The organism is Luteithermobacter gelatinilyticus (assembly GCF_005849285.1).
Classification (GTDB): domain Bacteria; phylum Pseudomonadota; class Alphaproteobacteria; order Sphingomonadales; family Emcibacteraceae; genus Luteithermobacter; species Luteithermobacter gelatinilyticus.
In genome coordinates, this window is sequence record NZ_CP040517.1 from 1,137,010 (window position 1) to 1,153,262 (window position 16,253).

The following is a 16,253-nucleotide window of genomic DNA, read 5'->3' on the forward strand; positions in this document are numbered from 1 at the left end:
ATAGTCGTTTATGGCATATCACAATAAAAACAGAGAACAGTATGACAAACCTCTCTTTTACTAAAGATTCCCGTATTGTAGTTGTTGGTCTGGGATATGTGGGCCTACCGTTGGCTATTGCACTGGCAAAAAAATTTAATGTCACAGGATTTGATATCAGTCAGGACCGGATCCGGGAGCTACAGGATGGTTTTGACCGCACTGAAGAAGTGACAGAGCAGGATCTTAAGGCCAGCACGATTTCCTATACCCATAAGGCGGATGATATTCGCGGTGCCGCTGTTTATATCGTTACCGTGCCCACGCCGGTGGATGACGACAACAAACCGGACCTGGGGCCAGTGCGTGCCTCCTGTGAAACCTTGGGGCCTGTGATCTCCAAAGGTGCGATTGTGGTGTTTGAAAGCACCGTCTATCCGGGGGTCACCGAAGAATTGTGCGGGCCGGTGCTGGAAGAAACTTCCGGCCTGAAATGCGGGGAGGATTTTTTCCTGGGGTATTCGCCGGAGCGCATCAATCCCGGGGACAAGGAACACACCGTCGATAAAATTACCAAGGTCATCGCCGGACAGACACCGGAAGTGACCGAGGTGCTTGCCAACCTTTATGGCGCGGTCACCAGTGGCGGGGTTTTCCGCGCTGCCAGCATTCGTGTGGCTGAGGCGGCCAAGGTTATTGAAAATGCTCAGCGCGACATCAACATCGCCTTTATAAATGAAATTGCCATGATCTTTCAGAAACTGGGCATTTCTGTTTACGATGTTCTGGACGCGGCGGGCACCAAGTGGAATTTCCTGAAATTCTCTCCCGGTCTTGTGGGGGGGCATTGTATCGGTGTTGACCCCTTTTATCTGGCGGAACGGGCACGCCAGATCAATCACGACCCACGTATTATCCTGTCCGGTCGCGCCATCAATGACAGCATGGCGGATTTTATTGCCGAACGCATTGCGGCCCAGTTGTCCGGACCGGGCAAGATTCTGATGCTGGGGCTGACATTCAAGGAAAATTGCCCGGATCTGCGCAACACAAAAGTCATTGATCTTATTCAGGGACTACGCCGGCGGGGGTTCACGGTGGATGTGCACGATGCGGCGGCTTATCCGGAAGAGGCTGAGAAATACTTCAAGATCAAGTTGTTATCCTCCCTGGACAACATTGCGGACGGTGAATATATGGCGGTAGTGGGCGCTGTACCGCACCGTGAATATACAGAGCTCGGGCCGGACTTCTTCAAACGCGTGCTGGAACCGGGCGGTCTGATTGCCGATATCAAGGCCATCTGGCGCCATATGAAGAAGCCGGAACACATTCGGAAATGGCAGCTTTGATGTGTCTCTGCATCTATGATGTCTTTTCCCAAAGCCCCGAATGCCGGGGCTTTTTTTATGTTTTTCCTGACATAAGACCGGGAAGTTCTTCGTTTAATTTTTGGGCAAGTTCCGTAAACATCGTCTGGATCCGGATAAAGCCGTCATGGGGCATCAGGGTTTTTTCATCAATATAAAGTTTACGGTTGATTTCGATCTGAATGGCATATTCTTTGCGGTGGGGGTTGCCGTAATGAACCGTATTATACCCCCCCGCATAAGGATTATTGAAGGCGACCGTAAGGCCATGTTCTGAAAAATGTTTCTCGATAAAGGCAGAAATCTTGTGCTGACAGCTTTTGCCGTGATAATTGCCCAGCACCACGTCCGGCTGGGTATGGGCCGGCAATCGTGAGCCGATGAATGGATAGGACGGCATGGAATGGCAATCCACCAGAAGATAATAACCGGCTTGTTGTTTGACCTCCTGCAACAGGTCAGATAAAGCCTGGTGGATGGGGTGATAAATATGGGTCAGTCTGTGTCTGGCACAGTCAAAGGGCAGGGGAGCAGCGTAAATCGGGGTGCCGTCATAGGCCCGCCTGGGGATAACCCCAAAACCGCGCATAACTTTCTCACTTTTGAAAAATTTGGTTTTCGGGGGAATATCCGTGAACATGGCCGGGTCTATTTCATTGGGGGCCCGGTTGGTGTCCACATAGCTGCGGGCATAATGATTGATAAAAATCTGTGAGCCATGCCGGTCAACCTGTCGGATCAACTGGTCCACCAAGGTATCCCCGGAACTTTCCAAAAGTTTTTTTTCGACAATAATATTTTCCAAAAAATGTTCAGGAAAATAGGTGCCGCTGTGAGGGCTGTTATACACAACGCCGTTGGTCGTTCGCAGTGAATGTGTGATGGTATACGGTTTCATGCTGAGGGAAAACCCCCGACCCTGAATATGGTTATATTTTGTTTATGGGAAGATAAACAAAATGGCATTAGAGGTCCAAATATTTATAGAAAAATTTAAATTTGACCGTTAGGTTATGGAAATCTTCATGTTCTGGGGGTATGAAGAGGGTATTTATTAAAGAAAAATCAAAAAAGGTTGTGGTGTGGCTAAAATATTATTGGCCGAAGACGATGATACCTTGCGTGTTTTCCTGGGGCGTTCGCTGGAAAAAGCCGGCTATAAGGTTATCTCTGTGGCGCAGGGCACGGATGCGTTGCCGCTTCTGGCAGGGGGCGGTTTTGATTTATTGCTGACGGATATTGTCATGCCCGGGATGGACGGTATTGAGCTGGCACGCCGGGCTACAAAAATGCAACCGGATCTTCAGGTTATGTTCATTACGGGGTTTGCGGCAGTGGCGATGGACAAGGCCCGGGACCGTCCCGCCAATTCCAAGGTTCTGCAAAAACCCTTCCATCTGCGTGAACTGGTAAACGAAGTGGATCGCCTTTTTATGGGCTGACACATTCCTGACGAGTTCAACCTATCCAGTCTTGTGCACCAAGGGGTTACGCCTTAATATAACAGGGTATTTTCTTTTGAACCCGGGAAACAAGGCAGGTTGCTGGTGGCCAATCCGACTATATTGCTCGTCGAAGATACCCTACCTCTCGCCTCCATATATATGGAATATCTGAATCAGGAAAATGTGGAGATTGTCCATGTGACACTGGCGACGGAGGCACTGGACTATCTTGCGAAAAACTGCCCGGACGTCATTCTTCTGGACATGCAGCTCCCTGACAGAGACGGCATGGACATATTACGGTATGTGGCTGATCAGGGGCTGGAAACCAGCGTGGTGGTCATTACGGCACACGGGTCCATATCGCAGGCCGTGGATGCCATGCGCCTGGGAGCGTTTGAGTTTTTGCTGAAGCCGTTTGACAGCAGCCGGTTGGTTTACACGGTGCGTAATGCGCTGGAACGGGTTCATCTTAAAAGAACCGTGCATACTTATCAGAACCAGTTCCAGGAGCGCCGGGAGTTTTGCGGTATGCTGGGCAGTTCTCTGCCCATGCAATCCGTATATAAGACCATTGAAAATGTCGCCTCCAGCAAGGCAACAGTGTTGATTACCGGGGAAAGTGGGACGGGCAAAGAACTTTGCGCCCAGGCCATTCACATGTTGAGTGCCCGCAGGGATCGGGAATTTGTTGTGCTGAATTGTGGTGCCATTCCTAAAGATTTGATGGAAAGCGAAATATTTGGCCATGTAAAAGGCGCCTTCACCGGGGCTATTGAAACGCGGAACGGAGCGGCGTTCAAGGCTGATGGGGGGACGCTTTTCCTTGATGAGGTTGGCGAACTGGAACTGGAACTTCAGGCCAAACTGTTGCGCTTTATTCAGTCCGGTACGTTTCAGAGAGTGGGCAGCACCGAAACGGTCAAGGCGGATATCCGTTTTGTATGTGCGACCAACCGGGATCCCCTGAAAATGGTGGAACAGGGGCAATTCCGCGAAGATTTGTATTATCGGTTGAACGTCATTCCCATACATATGCCCCCGCTCAGAGAACGGGGTGGGGACAAGCTGGAAATTGCCTACGCTCTTCTGGAAAAATGTGCGCTCGAAGAAGGCAAAGCGTTTAAAAGATTTTCTTCGGAGGTAGAGAGGATTTTTCTGCGTCATCAATGGCCGGGGAATGTGCGACAGATGCAAAATATCATTCGCAACATTGTGGTTCTGAACAAAGGAAGCGTGGTGACCCGTGATATGTTGCCGCCACCCCTTAACCGTTTCAAGATCGGCGATTCTGCGGCAGAAGAGATGGAACGAGGGGCAAATGCAACGTTTAATGTGGTGGCCATGCCGCGGTCTTCCCCGCGTAGTATTCGGCCGCTGGCGGAGCGGGAACGCGAAATTATCGAAGAAGCCATTCGGTTGTGCGATGGCAATATTGTCAAGGCTGCCGGTTATCTGGAAATCAACCCGTCCACCATATATCGGAAGATGAAGGCCTGGAAAGGCTCCTTGCTGCCCTGAGCAAAATTCTCCTGACTTTGTGATTATGAAATCCATGATCTTGTGATTATGATGGCCGGAAAGATTCTGGAGCATAATTCACTCTGGATAAACCATGAACAGGACCCTTATGAAAAGGCTGATTGAAACATGAGTGACGAAATTTCCAAAACGGTGCGGGACCGTTATGCGAGCGGCGCCCGCCAACGTGAGGCGGAACTGTGTTGCCCGGTGGAGTATGACCGCAAATATCTGGACATCATTCCTGAGGAGGTCATTGAAAGGGATTATGGTTGTGGGGATCCGTCCCGCTATATCCGTAAAGGTGATGTGGTTCTTGACTTGGGCTCCGGCGGCGGCAAGATCTGTTTTATCGCTTCGCAGGTGACGGGCCCCGAAGGCCGGGTTATCGGTGTGGATATGACCGATGAAATGCTTGATCTGGCCCGGCGCAACGCGCCGATCGTGGCCGAACGCCTTGGTTATGCCAATGTGGAGTTTCGCAAGGGCCTGATCCAGGATATGAAAACGGACATGGATAAGCTGCAGGCCTATTTGAAAGATCATCCGGTGTCTGATGCGGCGGGATATGTCCACTTGCAGGAGGAAATCGCCCGCTTGCGGCGGGAGGCGCCACTTATTGAGGACAATTCCGTTGACATTATTGTCAGTAATTGTGTGCTCAATCTGGTGTCGGATGATCAGAAACGGCAGTTGTTCAGGGAAATGTACCGGGTGTTGAAAAAAGGCGGACGCATTGCCATTTCAGACATTGTCTCTGATGAGGCTTCTCCCGAGCATCTGAAGAATGATCCGGAACTTTGGAGTGGATGCATTTCCGGGGCGCTTCAGGAACATGAATTTATCCGTCTTTTGGAAGAGACGGGTTTTTACGGGGTCACCATCGACAAGTTGGAAGACCAACCCTGGCAGGTGGTTGAGGGCATTGAATACCGCTCCATGACCGTGCTCGCCTGGAAAGGCAAGGAAGGTCCTTGTTATGACAAAAACCATGCGGTGATTTACAAAGGGCCTTGGAAAGTGGTCCAGGATGATGATGGGCATACCTTCTATCGGGGGCAACGTATGGCGGTGTGCGAAAAAACCTTTAATATCATGACGGGGGAACCGTATAAGGATCATATCATTGCGGTGCCGCCCAGGCAGAATGTGACGGAAGAGGTCCCGTTTTCCTGTGAGGGTGCGCGGGTCCGCTCTCCCCGAGAAACCAAAGCCGGCATTGCCCCGGTGACCACGGATCCCGGTCCGTCGGGATGTTGCTGAATTTGATTGGGCGATCGGGTGAAAATGACTGAGACGTTGCAAAAAGGAGTATTGTATGGCTGACGTGGTGCAGGCCTCTAAGGTGCCGCAAACCAAATATCTCAAGGATTATCGCAAGCCGGATTTCACCATCGACACTGTGGATCTGATCTTTGATCTCAGGGACGAGGTAACCCATGTCACGTCCCGTCTTGTGGTCCGACGTCAGGGTAAGGCGATGGCGCCCCTTGTTCTGGACGGCAGTCATTTGACCCTGGTTTCGATCGCTCTGGATGGTGAGAACCTGACCGAGGACCGCTATAGGGTGGATGAGGATCACCTCACCATATCCGATGTGCCCGATGAATTCGAACTGACGATTCAGAATGATATTGACCCGGCGAATAATACGGCGCTTGAAGGGCTTTATATTTCCAAAGGCATGTATTGCACCCAATGTGAAGCCGAAGGGTTCCGCCGGATCACCTATTTTCTGGACCGGCCAGATGTCATGGCGACCTATCGGGTGCGGATCGAGGCGGATCAGAAACGTTATCCTGTTCTGTTGTCCAATGGTAACGAAATTGAGCGTGGCAAGCTGGGCGGGGGGCGGCATTTTGCGGTCTGGGAAGACCCCTTTCCAAAACCCAGCTACCTGTTTGCTCTGGTGGCCGGGGATCTGGTGCATTTGGAAGACCATTATAGAACGGTCTCGGGCAAGGACGTGACCCTGCGCCTGTTTGTGGCACCGCAGGATCTGGACAAATGCCGCCATGCCATGGACAGCCTGAAACGGGCCATGAAATGGGATGAAGAGGTCTATGGGTTGGAATACGACCTGAATGTCTTCAACATCGTCGCCGTCAGCCATTTCAATATGGGGGCGATGGAAAATAAAAGCCTGAATATTTTCAACACCAAATGCGTGCTGGCCAATCCGGAAACGGCAACGGACAGTGATTTTGCGGCAGTGGAATCCGTGGTGGCCCATGAATATTTCCATAATTGGACCGGCAACCGCGTCACCTGTCGCGACTGGTTCCAGCTCAGCCTTAAAGAGGGGCTGACCGTGTTTCGCGATCAGGAGTTTTCCGCCGATATGGGCTCGCGCGCCGTGAAACGGATTGAGGATGTGCGGATGCTGCGCCAGCATCAGTTCGCCGAGGACGCAGGGCCTATGGCGCATCCTGTACGTCCCGACAATTATATGGAAATCAACAATTTCTATACGGTCACGGTCTATGAGAAGGGTGCAGAGGTCATCCGTATGTATCATACACTCTTGGGCCCGGAAAACTACCGCAAGGGTATTGACCTGTATTTTGAACGGCATGATGGGGAAGCGGTCACCTGCGATGATTTTCTGGCCGCCATGCAGGATGCTTCGGGTCGGGATCTCGGCCAGTTCAGCCTGTGGTATTCCCAGGCGGGCACACCGGAAGTCACCGTGACGTCCCGATATGACGCCGAGGCCAAAACCTTTGAACTTACGCTCAGTCAGTTTATCCCCGATACGCCAGGCCAGACCGGCAAGAAGCCCATGCATATTCCGGTGGCGGTCGGGTTGGTGGGGCCGGACGGGACGGATCTGCCCTTGCGGCTGGAAGGAGAAAATGCCCCCGTTGCCGGGACCGGCACCCGTGTTCTGGAACTGAAGGAAGCGTCGCAGACTTTTCGCTTTGTCGATGTCCCGGAACGGCCGGTACCCTCCGTTCTGCGCGGCTTTTCCGCGCCGGTGCGCCTGAAAACCGATCTTTCGGAAGAGGAATATCTGTTTCTTCTGGCCCATGACAACGATCCTTTCAATCGTTGGGAGGCGGCCCAGACTGTGGCCTCCAACCAGATCCTGAAACTGGCGGAGGATTTGCGCGAGAAGCGCTCTCTTACGCTGGAACGTAAAATTGTCAATGCCTTTGGCAAGGTTCTGGACAATGACGCCTTGGACAACAGCTTCAAGGCGGAAATCATGACCTTGCCATCTGAGGGCATGTTGTCGCAGTTACGCACTCCGGTGGATGTGGACGGGCTTCATGTGGCCCGGGAGTTCATGCGTGGGCAGCTGGCCCATGCGCTGGAAGATGAGCTGATGACACTCTATCGGCGGGGTGAGGATCACGGCCCTTATGAATTCAGCCCTGAGGCTGTGGGACGGCGGCGTCTGAAAAATACTGCCTTGGGTTATCTTATGGAACTCGGCGAGGACGAAGTCGCTAAAATGGCGGTTAAGCAGTTTATGAACGCCGATAATATGACCGATGAAATTGCTGCCCTCAGTATGCTGACCAACAGCGACTGCGCTGCGCGCGAAGGCGCGTTGCAACATTTTTATGACAAATGGAAACATGAGCCTCTGGTTCTAGATAAATGGTTTGCGGTACAGGCCGCCTGTCGCCGGCGTGATACATTGGATGTGGTTCGCAAACTGACGAAACACCCGGACTTTGACCTGAAAACGCCCAATCGGGTTCGCGCGCTGGTCAGTGCCTTCTGTGCGCAAAATCCGGTAAATTTTCATGACCGGTCAGGCAGGGGATATGAGTTTTTGGCGGATATCCTGGAACAGTTGGATCCCATCAATCCCCAGATTTCCGCTGGACTGGTGCGGCCACTGACCCGCTGGAAAGTCTATGATGCCGAACGCCAGGACTTGATGCGACAGACCCTTGAACGCATCCTGAGTTTCAAAGATCTTTCCCCCGATGTGTATGAAATCGTGTCCAAAAGTTTGAGATAGACCCTACACTCCGCTCCTTACGGAATGGGGGTTAGAGTGAATTGCGAATAGGTTGGCTCAATTCACTCTAGAAATGCAGCAGCAGTCGCAGTACCGGGCCGGAGCCGCCGAGGCTGGTTCCCGCGAGGCGGAAGCGGTACCCGGCGATGAGTTCCGCATGGCTTCGGAAAGCTTCATACCGGGTGTCGTTAAAATAATATTTCAGGGCAAGACCGGGCCCTGCCTCGATAAGGTCCGCGGTGCGAAAACGATCCCGTTGCCAGGTGGCGTGGACCAGAAGCTGAGGGCGCAGCACAACAGGGGCGGAAAGTTTATAATTATAGCCGCCATATCCCTGGAGGGTCAGGAAAATATCCGGATCTTGCGGGCGGATAAGGGCGGCATCGAGATAAAGACTGCCGGTCCACCAGCCCCTTCCTTCCCGCCAGTCGGTGCCATGATCCAGGCTGTATCCGGCTCGCAGCATCCAGTCGTCGCGGGCGAAATCGCCCACGGCCACGAGCCGCTCCGCGGACAGGACCAAATTATGCTCCCGAAGCGGTTTGAAGCGCAGGCCAATGCCGGCCTGGTAACTGTCTTTGATAATGTCAATCCGCCGATCTTCCAGCGCCCATAACAGCCGACCATAAATATGCAATTTCCGGCCATTCCGAACCCCGATCTGCGGGGGGTGCCAGGCGAGTTCTGCACCGCCTTGTGACTGAACCAGATTGGCACCGGTCAGCGGTCCGAAAGGATCGTTCTGGTCCCGATAAATCAGATAGCCGCCGCCGCTCCAGCGGTTGGACAGCTCTTCTACTTCCCGGCGCAGATAGAACGGCGCTGCGGTGTTATGATCCTCTATGGCGGCTTTGAACCATATCAGCGCATGTTCATTTTGACCAAGATGTTTGTAGCTATAGGCCAGCTGGGTTTTCAGCTCCGTGTGGCGGGGATTGACCCGTAACGCCCGATTGAAGGCCTGGGCTGCGGCGGTGTAATCCCCCCGACGATAAGCTGCATATCCGCGTTCGGCCTCCTTATGGAAGATAGCCTGTGGGGAGAGGTTCGATCTTGAAACTGGTGCTGATGGCGGGACCGTTATTTCGGCTAGGGAAGGAGAAAGGGAGGTGGCGGAGCCATGAGATGAGTTGTCTTGGGAGCGTTGTTGGGTAAGTTCGGGGTCAGCTGTTCCGGTTGTCTTGACCGTTGAGGAGGGAGCCGACGAGGAGGGGGGCAACGAGGTGGGGGCGAGCGGGGCAGAAGTGGAAGAAGACGACGGGATGGAGGGAGAAACAGGGAAAGTCGTGAGCGCGGATGTTGAGGGTGAAGGGGACGACTGACGCGAGAGAGCAGGACCAGGCAGGGCATCGGGCGTGGTTTCAGGAGGACGCGGTATATGCTTGGTTGGTTTTTGGTAGGGGTAGGCCCGATACCAGGCCAGCTCCCTGCGTCCCCATTCGGACATCCAGATCGTCTGGAGGATGGCGCCCGATCCCCCCGTTACAATGACCAACAGCAGAATATACTTATATCTGGAGCGCATGAGGTAGCTGGTTTTGTTGTTCCTGTAAGGCGGATTCGAGATCTTCTTTGTGAATCAGGTTCTGCCGAAGCAGAATCTGCCCAAGCGGCAAGGGGGAATTGTCCTGTTGGGCAAGGGCATGATGCAGTTGTTTGAGCGTGATCAGTTCCTTTTCGAGAAGGATCAGGCCGAGTCGTTTTCTCAACGGTTTCAATTCATGTTCACTGGGAAAATCGTGATAGGTTTTATCCCAGGTGATGGTCCGGCCGGTCAGCAAATGTCCGCTATAGATCCAAAAGGCGCGCAGCCCGGCAAGAAAATTAAGAATATTGGCCCAGATCTGGCGGGGCAGGGACATCAGGGCCGCGGTGCCGCCATAGATCCGGTAACAGTACCAGCTTCTTTGCAATACTCTGTTCAGCAGCAGGGCCGCTGTGATCCACAGCATATACTCAAGGGGTTCTCCCCGGCGCACCAGAGGGGGGAAAGAAAATTTATCCGGAATGGCGGCCGCGATAATCCAAAAAAGAACCATATTCAGCAGCAGGAAATAGGCCAGCATGGCCAGATGTGCGGTGAAAAAACCCCGCCTGTCACGATACAGGGCATAACATAAAGACAGCGAGGCCGGCCATTTCCGATTGCGCCACCCTTGAAAGACGATCCCCATAATCCAGCGGGATTTCTGTCGGATAACGTCACCGAGCCGATCGGGAAAATATTCCCGGGTGGCGATAATATCATGCACACACCGCCGGCCATTATCGACTCGTCGATAGATGGGGAAACGGACAAAAACTTCACTCATGCCCAGATCTTTCAGGCGCAGGGCCAGGTCATAATCCTCGGTCAGATTATCTGTTGTGAAAACTTCCCCCCGCTGCTGCAAGGCTTCGACGGCCCGGCGGCTGAGGGCGCACCCAACCCCGGCTGAGGGAACCTGACCGCTGAGCGCTTCGCGTACAACAAGTTCCTTGGTGTGGTTCTCGGCAAATTCATCCATATAATGGCCGCCTGTCAGATCATACCAGGGACGTTCCAGGGGAATGACCGGAATCTGGATCATGTCTTTGCGCGGCAACAGGTAATTATACAGGTGCAATTCCAGGGGATGAACAATGTCTTCCGCATCATGCAGGACAAAACCGTCAAAATTCACCCGGTGTTCTTTTTCAAAAAGAAAAATGTCCTTCAGAATGTGGTTCAGGCAGTCCGCCTTGCAGGTCGGCCCAGCATGGGGCAGGATACAAAGATGGATCTGGGGATATTTACGGTTCAGCCGCCTGATTTCTTCGATAGTCTCCGGGTCGTTGGGGTAAGCCCCGACAAAAACATGGAAATTAGTGTAATCATAGGTGAGCACCGTATTTTCCAGCATCCTGCCGATGACCCCGGCTTCCTGCCAGGCCGGAATCATGATCGCCAGAGGGGAGAGGGGATAAGACCTTAAGCGGTCTTCGGTCATGCGGGGATAGCGACGGTAGATAACATAACGGCGCCACAGGCAGCGGCCCATATAATACAGATCAATAAAAAGATCATCCAGTCCGCAAATCAGGATGAGGCCCGCCGTGATATATAACAACACCTTCAGGGCAAAAAGATACGCCGAGAAACTAACCCAAAAATCTTCCATGGCCTTTTCCCAGTTCTTTCCCCCTCACACGCTGCTTGCCCAAAGAAACGTTAAAAAACGTTGTTGTACGAACTTTAAGAGGCGCAATGATACCTGAGCAGTACGTGTCTTCTTACTTTTTCCGGTTTGTAATCCGGCATGGTTTTTTCACTGGTGTAATAGAGCGTCAGTTTTTGCAACTGTTCCCTGTGCTGGCGATTCCACCTGCTACATAAATACCGGCCGTAATATTTCCGGTAAGAAGCATATTTCTTCAGCCATATTCTGGAGAAATATTTTCTCCAGCGGTAATCCTCATAATCCCACGCGCCATATACGGGTTTGACAAATTCCGGTTCCTGGTGGCGATCATGATAGACATCCACTAGCCGGCCGTTCCTCAACTCTCCCTTTATGGTGACCCAGCCATCGGTCATGAGGGGACGAGGCGCGAACATATCCCATTTTTGATACATATTGGTGGCGGACAGGGACAGTCTGATCCCTTCCGGCATGTGCAACCCCAAACCCTTCAGGTGGAAAAGATTAACATAAAACGTCATCAGAATGAAGATCAGAACGATCCCCTGGTCGAGCGGGGAAAGGGAGAGCCGAATGGGGCGATAGGGCAGCCATGTGGTGGTCAGGTCGCCCAGTGTGGTGCGATTTCGGGCAATCAGACCGTAACATCTGTCGCCCAAAAGGCGCAGGGGCTTAAGGCTGAGCAGTCGGCCGAAAACCCCAAAAACCGGTGATTGGCGGAGCACAAAAATGACCGCGTCCCAGCGCAGATGGGGCGTGTCTTTGTGGTCCATCACCACCCAGCTGTTATGTTGCTCCATGAGCGCGTATATTTCCGCCACCGACTGGGCGGGGGTAATGGTGATCTCCCGGGGCAGACAAAATTCCCTGAGAAGCAAGCAGGTTTTTTTGCAGAAACTGCACCCTTCATCGTAATAGATGCGGATTTTCCGTTGCTCAGTCTTGATAAGGGAATTGCTCAGTCGGTCCCAGACCCAACCCGGGGTAAAGGCCAGGAGAGAGGTAATGCTGATAAAGGCAAACAGGCCGATATTTAGAAAAGTAATAAAGCCGATATGCATACAAATCAGCAGAAACAGGGTGACAAGTCGCACCGGCAGATGAAAAATCGGGCAGAACAGCAGCAGTGGTGTCAGCAGTTCAATCCACCAGACAAAATAGGTCAGCCATTTCATGATCAGCGGATAATCCCGCAGCCAGTGGGCCAGAGGGGAAGCCATGCTGTCCAGGTGTAGGGCATAATAGACCGCGTCCCCGTCCGGCATCCAGACTGGTGAGGTCTTGAGTAGGGCGCCGAAAACATAAACATAACTGGCCTGCAACAGAAGCCCCAGCGTGGCAAAAGAAAAATACCGGTTTTCCCGGATTTGGGGGCCTGAGTTGAGGGCGCTGTCTATGGCAAAACGGGCGTTCAGCGGCAGAAACATGGCCCAGAACAGCAAGGCGCCCAGCAATATATCTCCACCCTGAATAATCAGCGTGTTGCGGTTGACCAAGGAAATATAGAACACCCAGGATAATATTGTCACCAATCGGGTTCGATAGCCGATGATCAGGGCGAGAGCCAGTATGGCCTGCCCTGTAAAAAGCAGCGCCTGATAGGTGACGGTGCCATTAAACAGATGAAAACTGAATTTTTGCGGAGGCAGGCGATCCATCGCCGCGTCTCGCGGCAGGATTCCCTGATCCGAATAAAAGGCATCCAGATAAGGGAACAGGTTTAACAGATCACACAGCAGTACAAGACCAAGAGCGATCCTGAACAGAGCCAGGGTTCTGAGGTCTATGCCAAACAGCGTCGTGATCCAACTTCGCAGTCCGGAAGAAATCATCTACCCCTCGTGTTTATGCCGGCCCCGCGTCGAACGCTGGGACGTCAGCCCCGTTCACCCTCTGAGCGAGAGGAGGAATTATGGCGGTTCAGGGATTTACGCCTGGTTCTCAATATCCATAAGCCGCCCAATGCCGCCAATGACAGGGATGCTGGGGCAGAGATGATATAAAGGGTCATGTAATCCGTTGCCACAAGGGTCTGGCCATTGCTGAATATGACACCCTCATGCGTGAAAGGCCCTCCGGAATACTGGATAATCAGATCAATAATATAGGTTCCGGGCCCTGTAAAAAGATCGGGATAGAGCAGAATAAGGTTACTTAGCTGAAGTTCGTCATCTGTGCCGATGAGTTCATCACCGTCTACGAGCCAGGTGATATCAAAAAGGGAATCGAAAACCTCATCGCCTAAGGAATATTCAATTTCACACAGGGAAACGCCTCCTAGATTTGAACCATCCGGGCCACAGCCGTCCAGATTGAAATCCTCTAGGCCCCACTGAATGGTTTGGTCTGGCCCTGCTTCAGCAATCAAGACCAGTGGATCACCGCCCGTATCACCGCCCGTATCACCGCCCGTATCACCACCCGTGTCTCCGCCGGTATCTCCGCCGGTATCGCCGCCAGTATCACCGCCCGTGTCGCCGCCAGTATCGCCACCGGTATCACCGCCAGTATCGCCACCCGTATCACCTCCGGTATCGCCACCGGTATCACCGCCGGTGTCACCCCCCGTATCACCACCCGTGTCGCCGCCCGTATCACCACCGGTATCGCCACCGGTATCACCGCCGGTATCACCGCCGGTGTCTCCACCCGTATCACCCCCCGTATCGCCGCCCGTATCGCCACCCGTATCGCCACCGGTATCACCGCCGGTGTCACCCCCCGTATCACCACCCGTGTCACCACCCGTATCGCCGCCGGTATCGCCACCGGTATCACCGCCGGTGTCACCCCCCGTATCACCACCCGTGTCGCCGCCCGTATCACCGCCGGTGTCACCCCCCGTATCTCCGCCGGTATCTCCGCCGGTGTCACCCCCCGTGTCGCCGCCCGTATCACCGCCGGTATCGCCACCGGTATCTCCGCCGGTATCTCCGCCGGTGTCTCCACCGGTATCACCGCCGGTGTCTCCACCCGTATCACCGCCGGTGTCTCCACCCGTATCACCGCCAGTATCGCCACCGGTATCACCGCCGGTGTCGCCGCCCGTATCACCGCCAGTATCGCCACCGGTGTCACCCCCCGTGTCGCCGCCCGTATCACCGCCCGTGTCGCCGCCAGTATCGCCGCCCGTATCACCGCCAGTATCACCACCTGTGTCTCCACCGGTATCACCGCCCGTGTCGCCGCCAGTATCGCCACCCGTATCACCTCCGGTATCTCCGCCGGTATCGCCGCCAGTATCACCGCCCGTGTCGCCGCCGGTATCACCACCCGTGTTGCCCCCGGTATCACCACCCGTATCTCCGCCCGTATCGCCACCCGTGTCTCCACCGGTGTCGCCGCCCGTATCGCCGCCTGTGCCGAGCGAAGCCACATCAAAGGCATCTACAGGGGAGGCATTCGGGCCAAGACCTGATCGGGTATTGGGGTTCGTGAAAAATTCGTTGAAGATGCGCGCCGTAAAGTCCTTATTGAAAGGTCCGCTGGCCACTTCGCCGCCTGCAGGGGCAATGTTGTTCAGAAACGCCAGAAGTTTTTCATTCAACTCGTTTTCCAGGCTTTCGATATCAACGGGGCTGAGAATGATGCCGACCACATAGGTTTCTTCATTCCCCAGTTTTTCAAAAGCAAAACGCAACGGGTCACCGGAAGTTTTGATCAGGGTTGTCAGAATCCAGCCTGCTGGTTCTGTCTTGTTGTCGTCGTCGGACCGGATGCGCATAAACGCCGCGGATGCAGCATCGTTGGCCTCACTGCCGGAAAGGGTAATGCCGGAAGAGGTCAACAGGGCATAACGTTGCTGATCGCTTTCGCTGGCTTTAACCATGCGCAGCTCATTGCCGTTAAAACCGAATTTGCGGCCGAATGGATATGCCAGAGCGCTGCCGGAGGGCAAGGGCGCCGTGACGATAAAAACACGGAAGCTGCCTTCCCCCATTTCGGGCACACCGAATCTTTCCACATTGAGGATACCGTCTTTCAGAAAAATATTTTCCTTACCCGCTTCCAGGGCCACAAGACCTTTGCCATCCACCAAGCGGCTTTTGGGGCCTATCCGCATAAATCCGCGATGGGGAATTTTGCCGTCAGGGCCGAAGTCCCAGGCGATATCCTCCCGGTTGAGGGCAAAATCGGACAGAGTCTGATATGGCATGACATAGGCCGAGGAGGCCGCCCGGGCCGCAGCGTCCACAATTCTTTTTGCGGCTTCTTCCAGGGCGCCGCCGCTTCCTTCCAGGGGTAGGGCGCCGAGCGCTTCAAGAAGAGCGGAGACCCGTTTGCTGATCTCTTCCGGGAGTCCTGATGTAGCATCAAAATAGTTCTGAAGCAGGCGCAGTGAGTCTTCCGATCCGTCCAGTGCGGCGGCAAGTGCTTCTTCAAGGGTCACATGGCGAGGGGTAATCTGTTCGGGGATGGCTGGCGCCTGGTTGGGAGCAGGTTTTGCAAAGAGTGGCCCCTGTGGGGTGAGCGAGGATTTCTTGACGGGCCGGGTTTGTCCTTCGGAGACGATGGGAGCCACAGGCTCGGCGTCCTGTCCCGTGACTTCTTTTTCCAAGGTATCGACGGTATTTTCGAATGTCTGGTCTTCAACAATGATAAAGGGGGTCGTCTGCTCCTCAAGAGTTTTACGGATGGGGTCGGTGTCAATAAAATCCGTATAGAGCCAGGTGCCCAGGGCAACTGTACCAACCACAGCCAGTAACTTTAATTTCAACTCCATAATGACCTCAACCCCTATTCATACTTTTTATAATTTTTACAAATTACCTGGGTTTGGTTAAAATCCTGATAAAATCTA

Annotated in this window: 10 protein-coding genes; 5 read left to right on the plus strand and 5 right to left on the minus strand. The window is 53.5% G+C overall.

Going from position 1 to position 16,253, the window contains the following annotated elements:
• Nucleotides 1-41 precede the first annotated feature (41 nt).
• Nucleotides 42-1,331 carry a nucleotide sugar dehydrogenase gene (locus FE788_RS05085; RefSeq protein ID WP_138379625.1) on the plus strand — a complete coding sequence of 430 codons (1,290 nt, stop codon included), beginning with the start codon at nt 42-44 and terminating at the stop codon, nt 1,329-1,331.
• Nucleotides 1,332-1,386: 55 nt separating this feature from the next.
• Here the strand turns inward: FE788_RS05085 and FE788_RS05090 are convergent, their stop codons facing one another.
• Nucleotides 1,387-2,247 (minus strand): N-formylglutamate amidohydrolase, encoded by an 861-nt coding sequence (locus tag FE788_RS05090; protein ID WP_138379626.1) that lies wholly within the window; start codon nt 2,245-2,247, stop codon nt 1,387-1,389.
• 184 nt (nt 2,248-2,431) lie between these two features.
• On the opposite strand from FE788_RS05090, the gene FE788_RS05095 reads away from it, so the two are divergent.
• From FE788_RS05095 to pepN, 4 genes are all read left to right on the plus strand, one after another.
• Entirely contained in the window at nt 2,432-2,791 is a 360-nt protein-coding gene (locus FE788_RS05095) for a response regulator (protein ID WP_138379627.1), read from the plus strand.
• A gap of 99 nt (nt 2,792-2,890) precedes the next feature.
• Nucleotides 2,891-4,315, plus strand: a complete 1,425-nt coding sequence (locus tag FE788_RS05100) for a sigma 54-interacting transcriptional regulator (RefSeq protein WP_138379628.1) — start codon at nt 2,891-2,893, stop codon at nt 4,313-4,315.
• A 129-nt stretch (nt 4,316-4,444) separates the two neighbouring features.
• Entirely contained in the window at nt 4,445-5,578 is a 1,134-nt protein-coding gene (locus FE788_RS05105) for a methyltransferase domain-containing protein (protein WP_138379629.1), read from the plus strand.
• A 55-nt stretch (nt 5,579-5,633) separates the two neighbouring features.
• On the plus strand, nt 5,634-8,291 hold the full coding sequence (pepN, locus tag FE788_RS05110) for an aminopeptidase N (RefSeq protein WP_138379630.1): 2,658 nt from the start codon (nt 5,634-5,636) through the stop codon (nt 8,289-8,291).
• Nucleotides 8,292-8,358: 67 nt separating this feature from the next.
• On the opposite strand, the gene FE788_RS05115 is transcribed toward pepN, so the two are convergent.
• The 4 genes from FE788_RS05115 to FE788_RS14195 all read right to left on the minus strand — a co-directional run bounded on the left by FE788_RS05115 (nt 8,359) and on the right by FE788_RS14195 (nt 16,175).
• Entirely contained in the window at nt 8,359-9,816 is a 1,458-nt protein-coding gene (locus FE788_RS05115) for an NfrA family protein (protein ID WP_138379631.1), read from the minus strand.
• On the minus strand, nt 9,800-11,431 hold the full coding sequence (locus FE788_RS05120; RefSeq protein WP_138379632.1) for a glycosyl transferase family protein: 1,632 nt from the start codon (nt 11,429-11,431) through the stop codon (nt 9,800-9,802). The genes FE788_RS05115 and FE788_RS05120 overlap by 17 nt, the downstream gene beginning before the upstream one ends.
• 74 nt (nt 11,432-11,505) lie before the next feature.
• Nucleotides 11,506-13,284 (minus strand): HTTM domain-containing protein, encoded by a 1,779-nt coding sequence (locus FE788_RS05125; protein ID WP_138379633.1) that lies wholly within the window; start codon nt 13,282-13,284, stop codon nt 11,506-11,508.
• A 44-nt stretch (nt 13,285-13,328) separates the two neighbouring features.
• On the minus strand, nt 13,329-16,175 hold the full coding sequence (locus FE788_RS14195) for a hypothetical protein (RefSeq protein ID WP_210414145.1): 2,847 nt from the start codon (nt 16,173-16,175) through the stop codon (nt 13,329-13,331).
• Between the last annotated feature and the right edge of the window lie 78 nt (nt 16,176-16,253).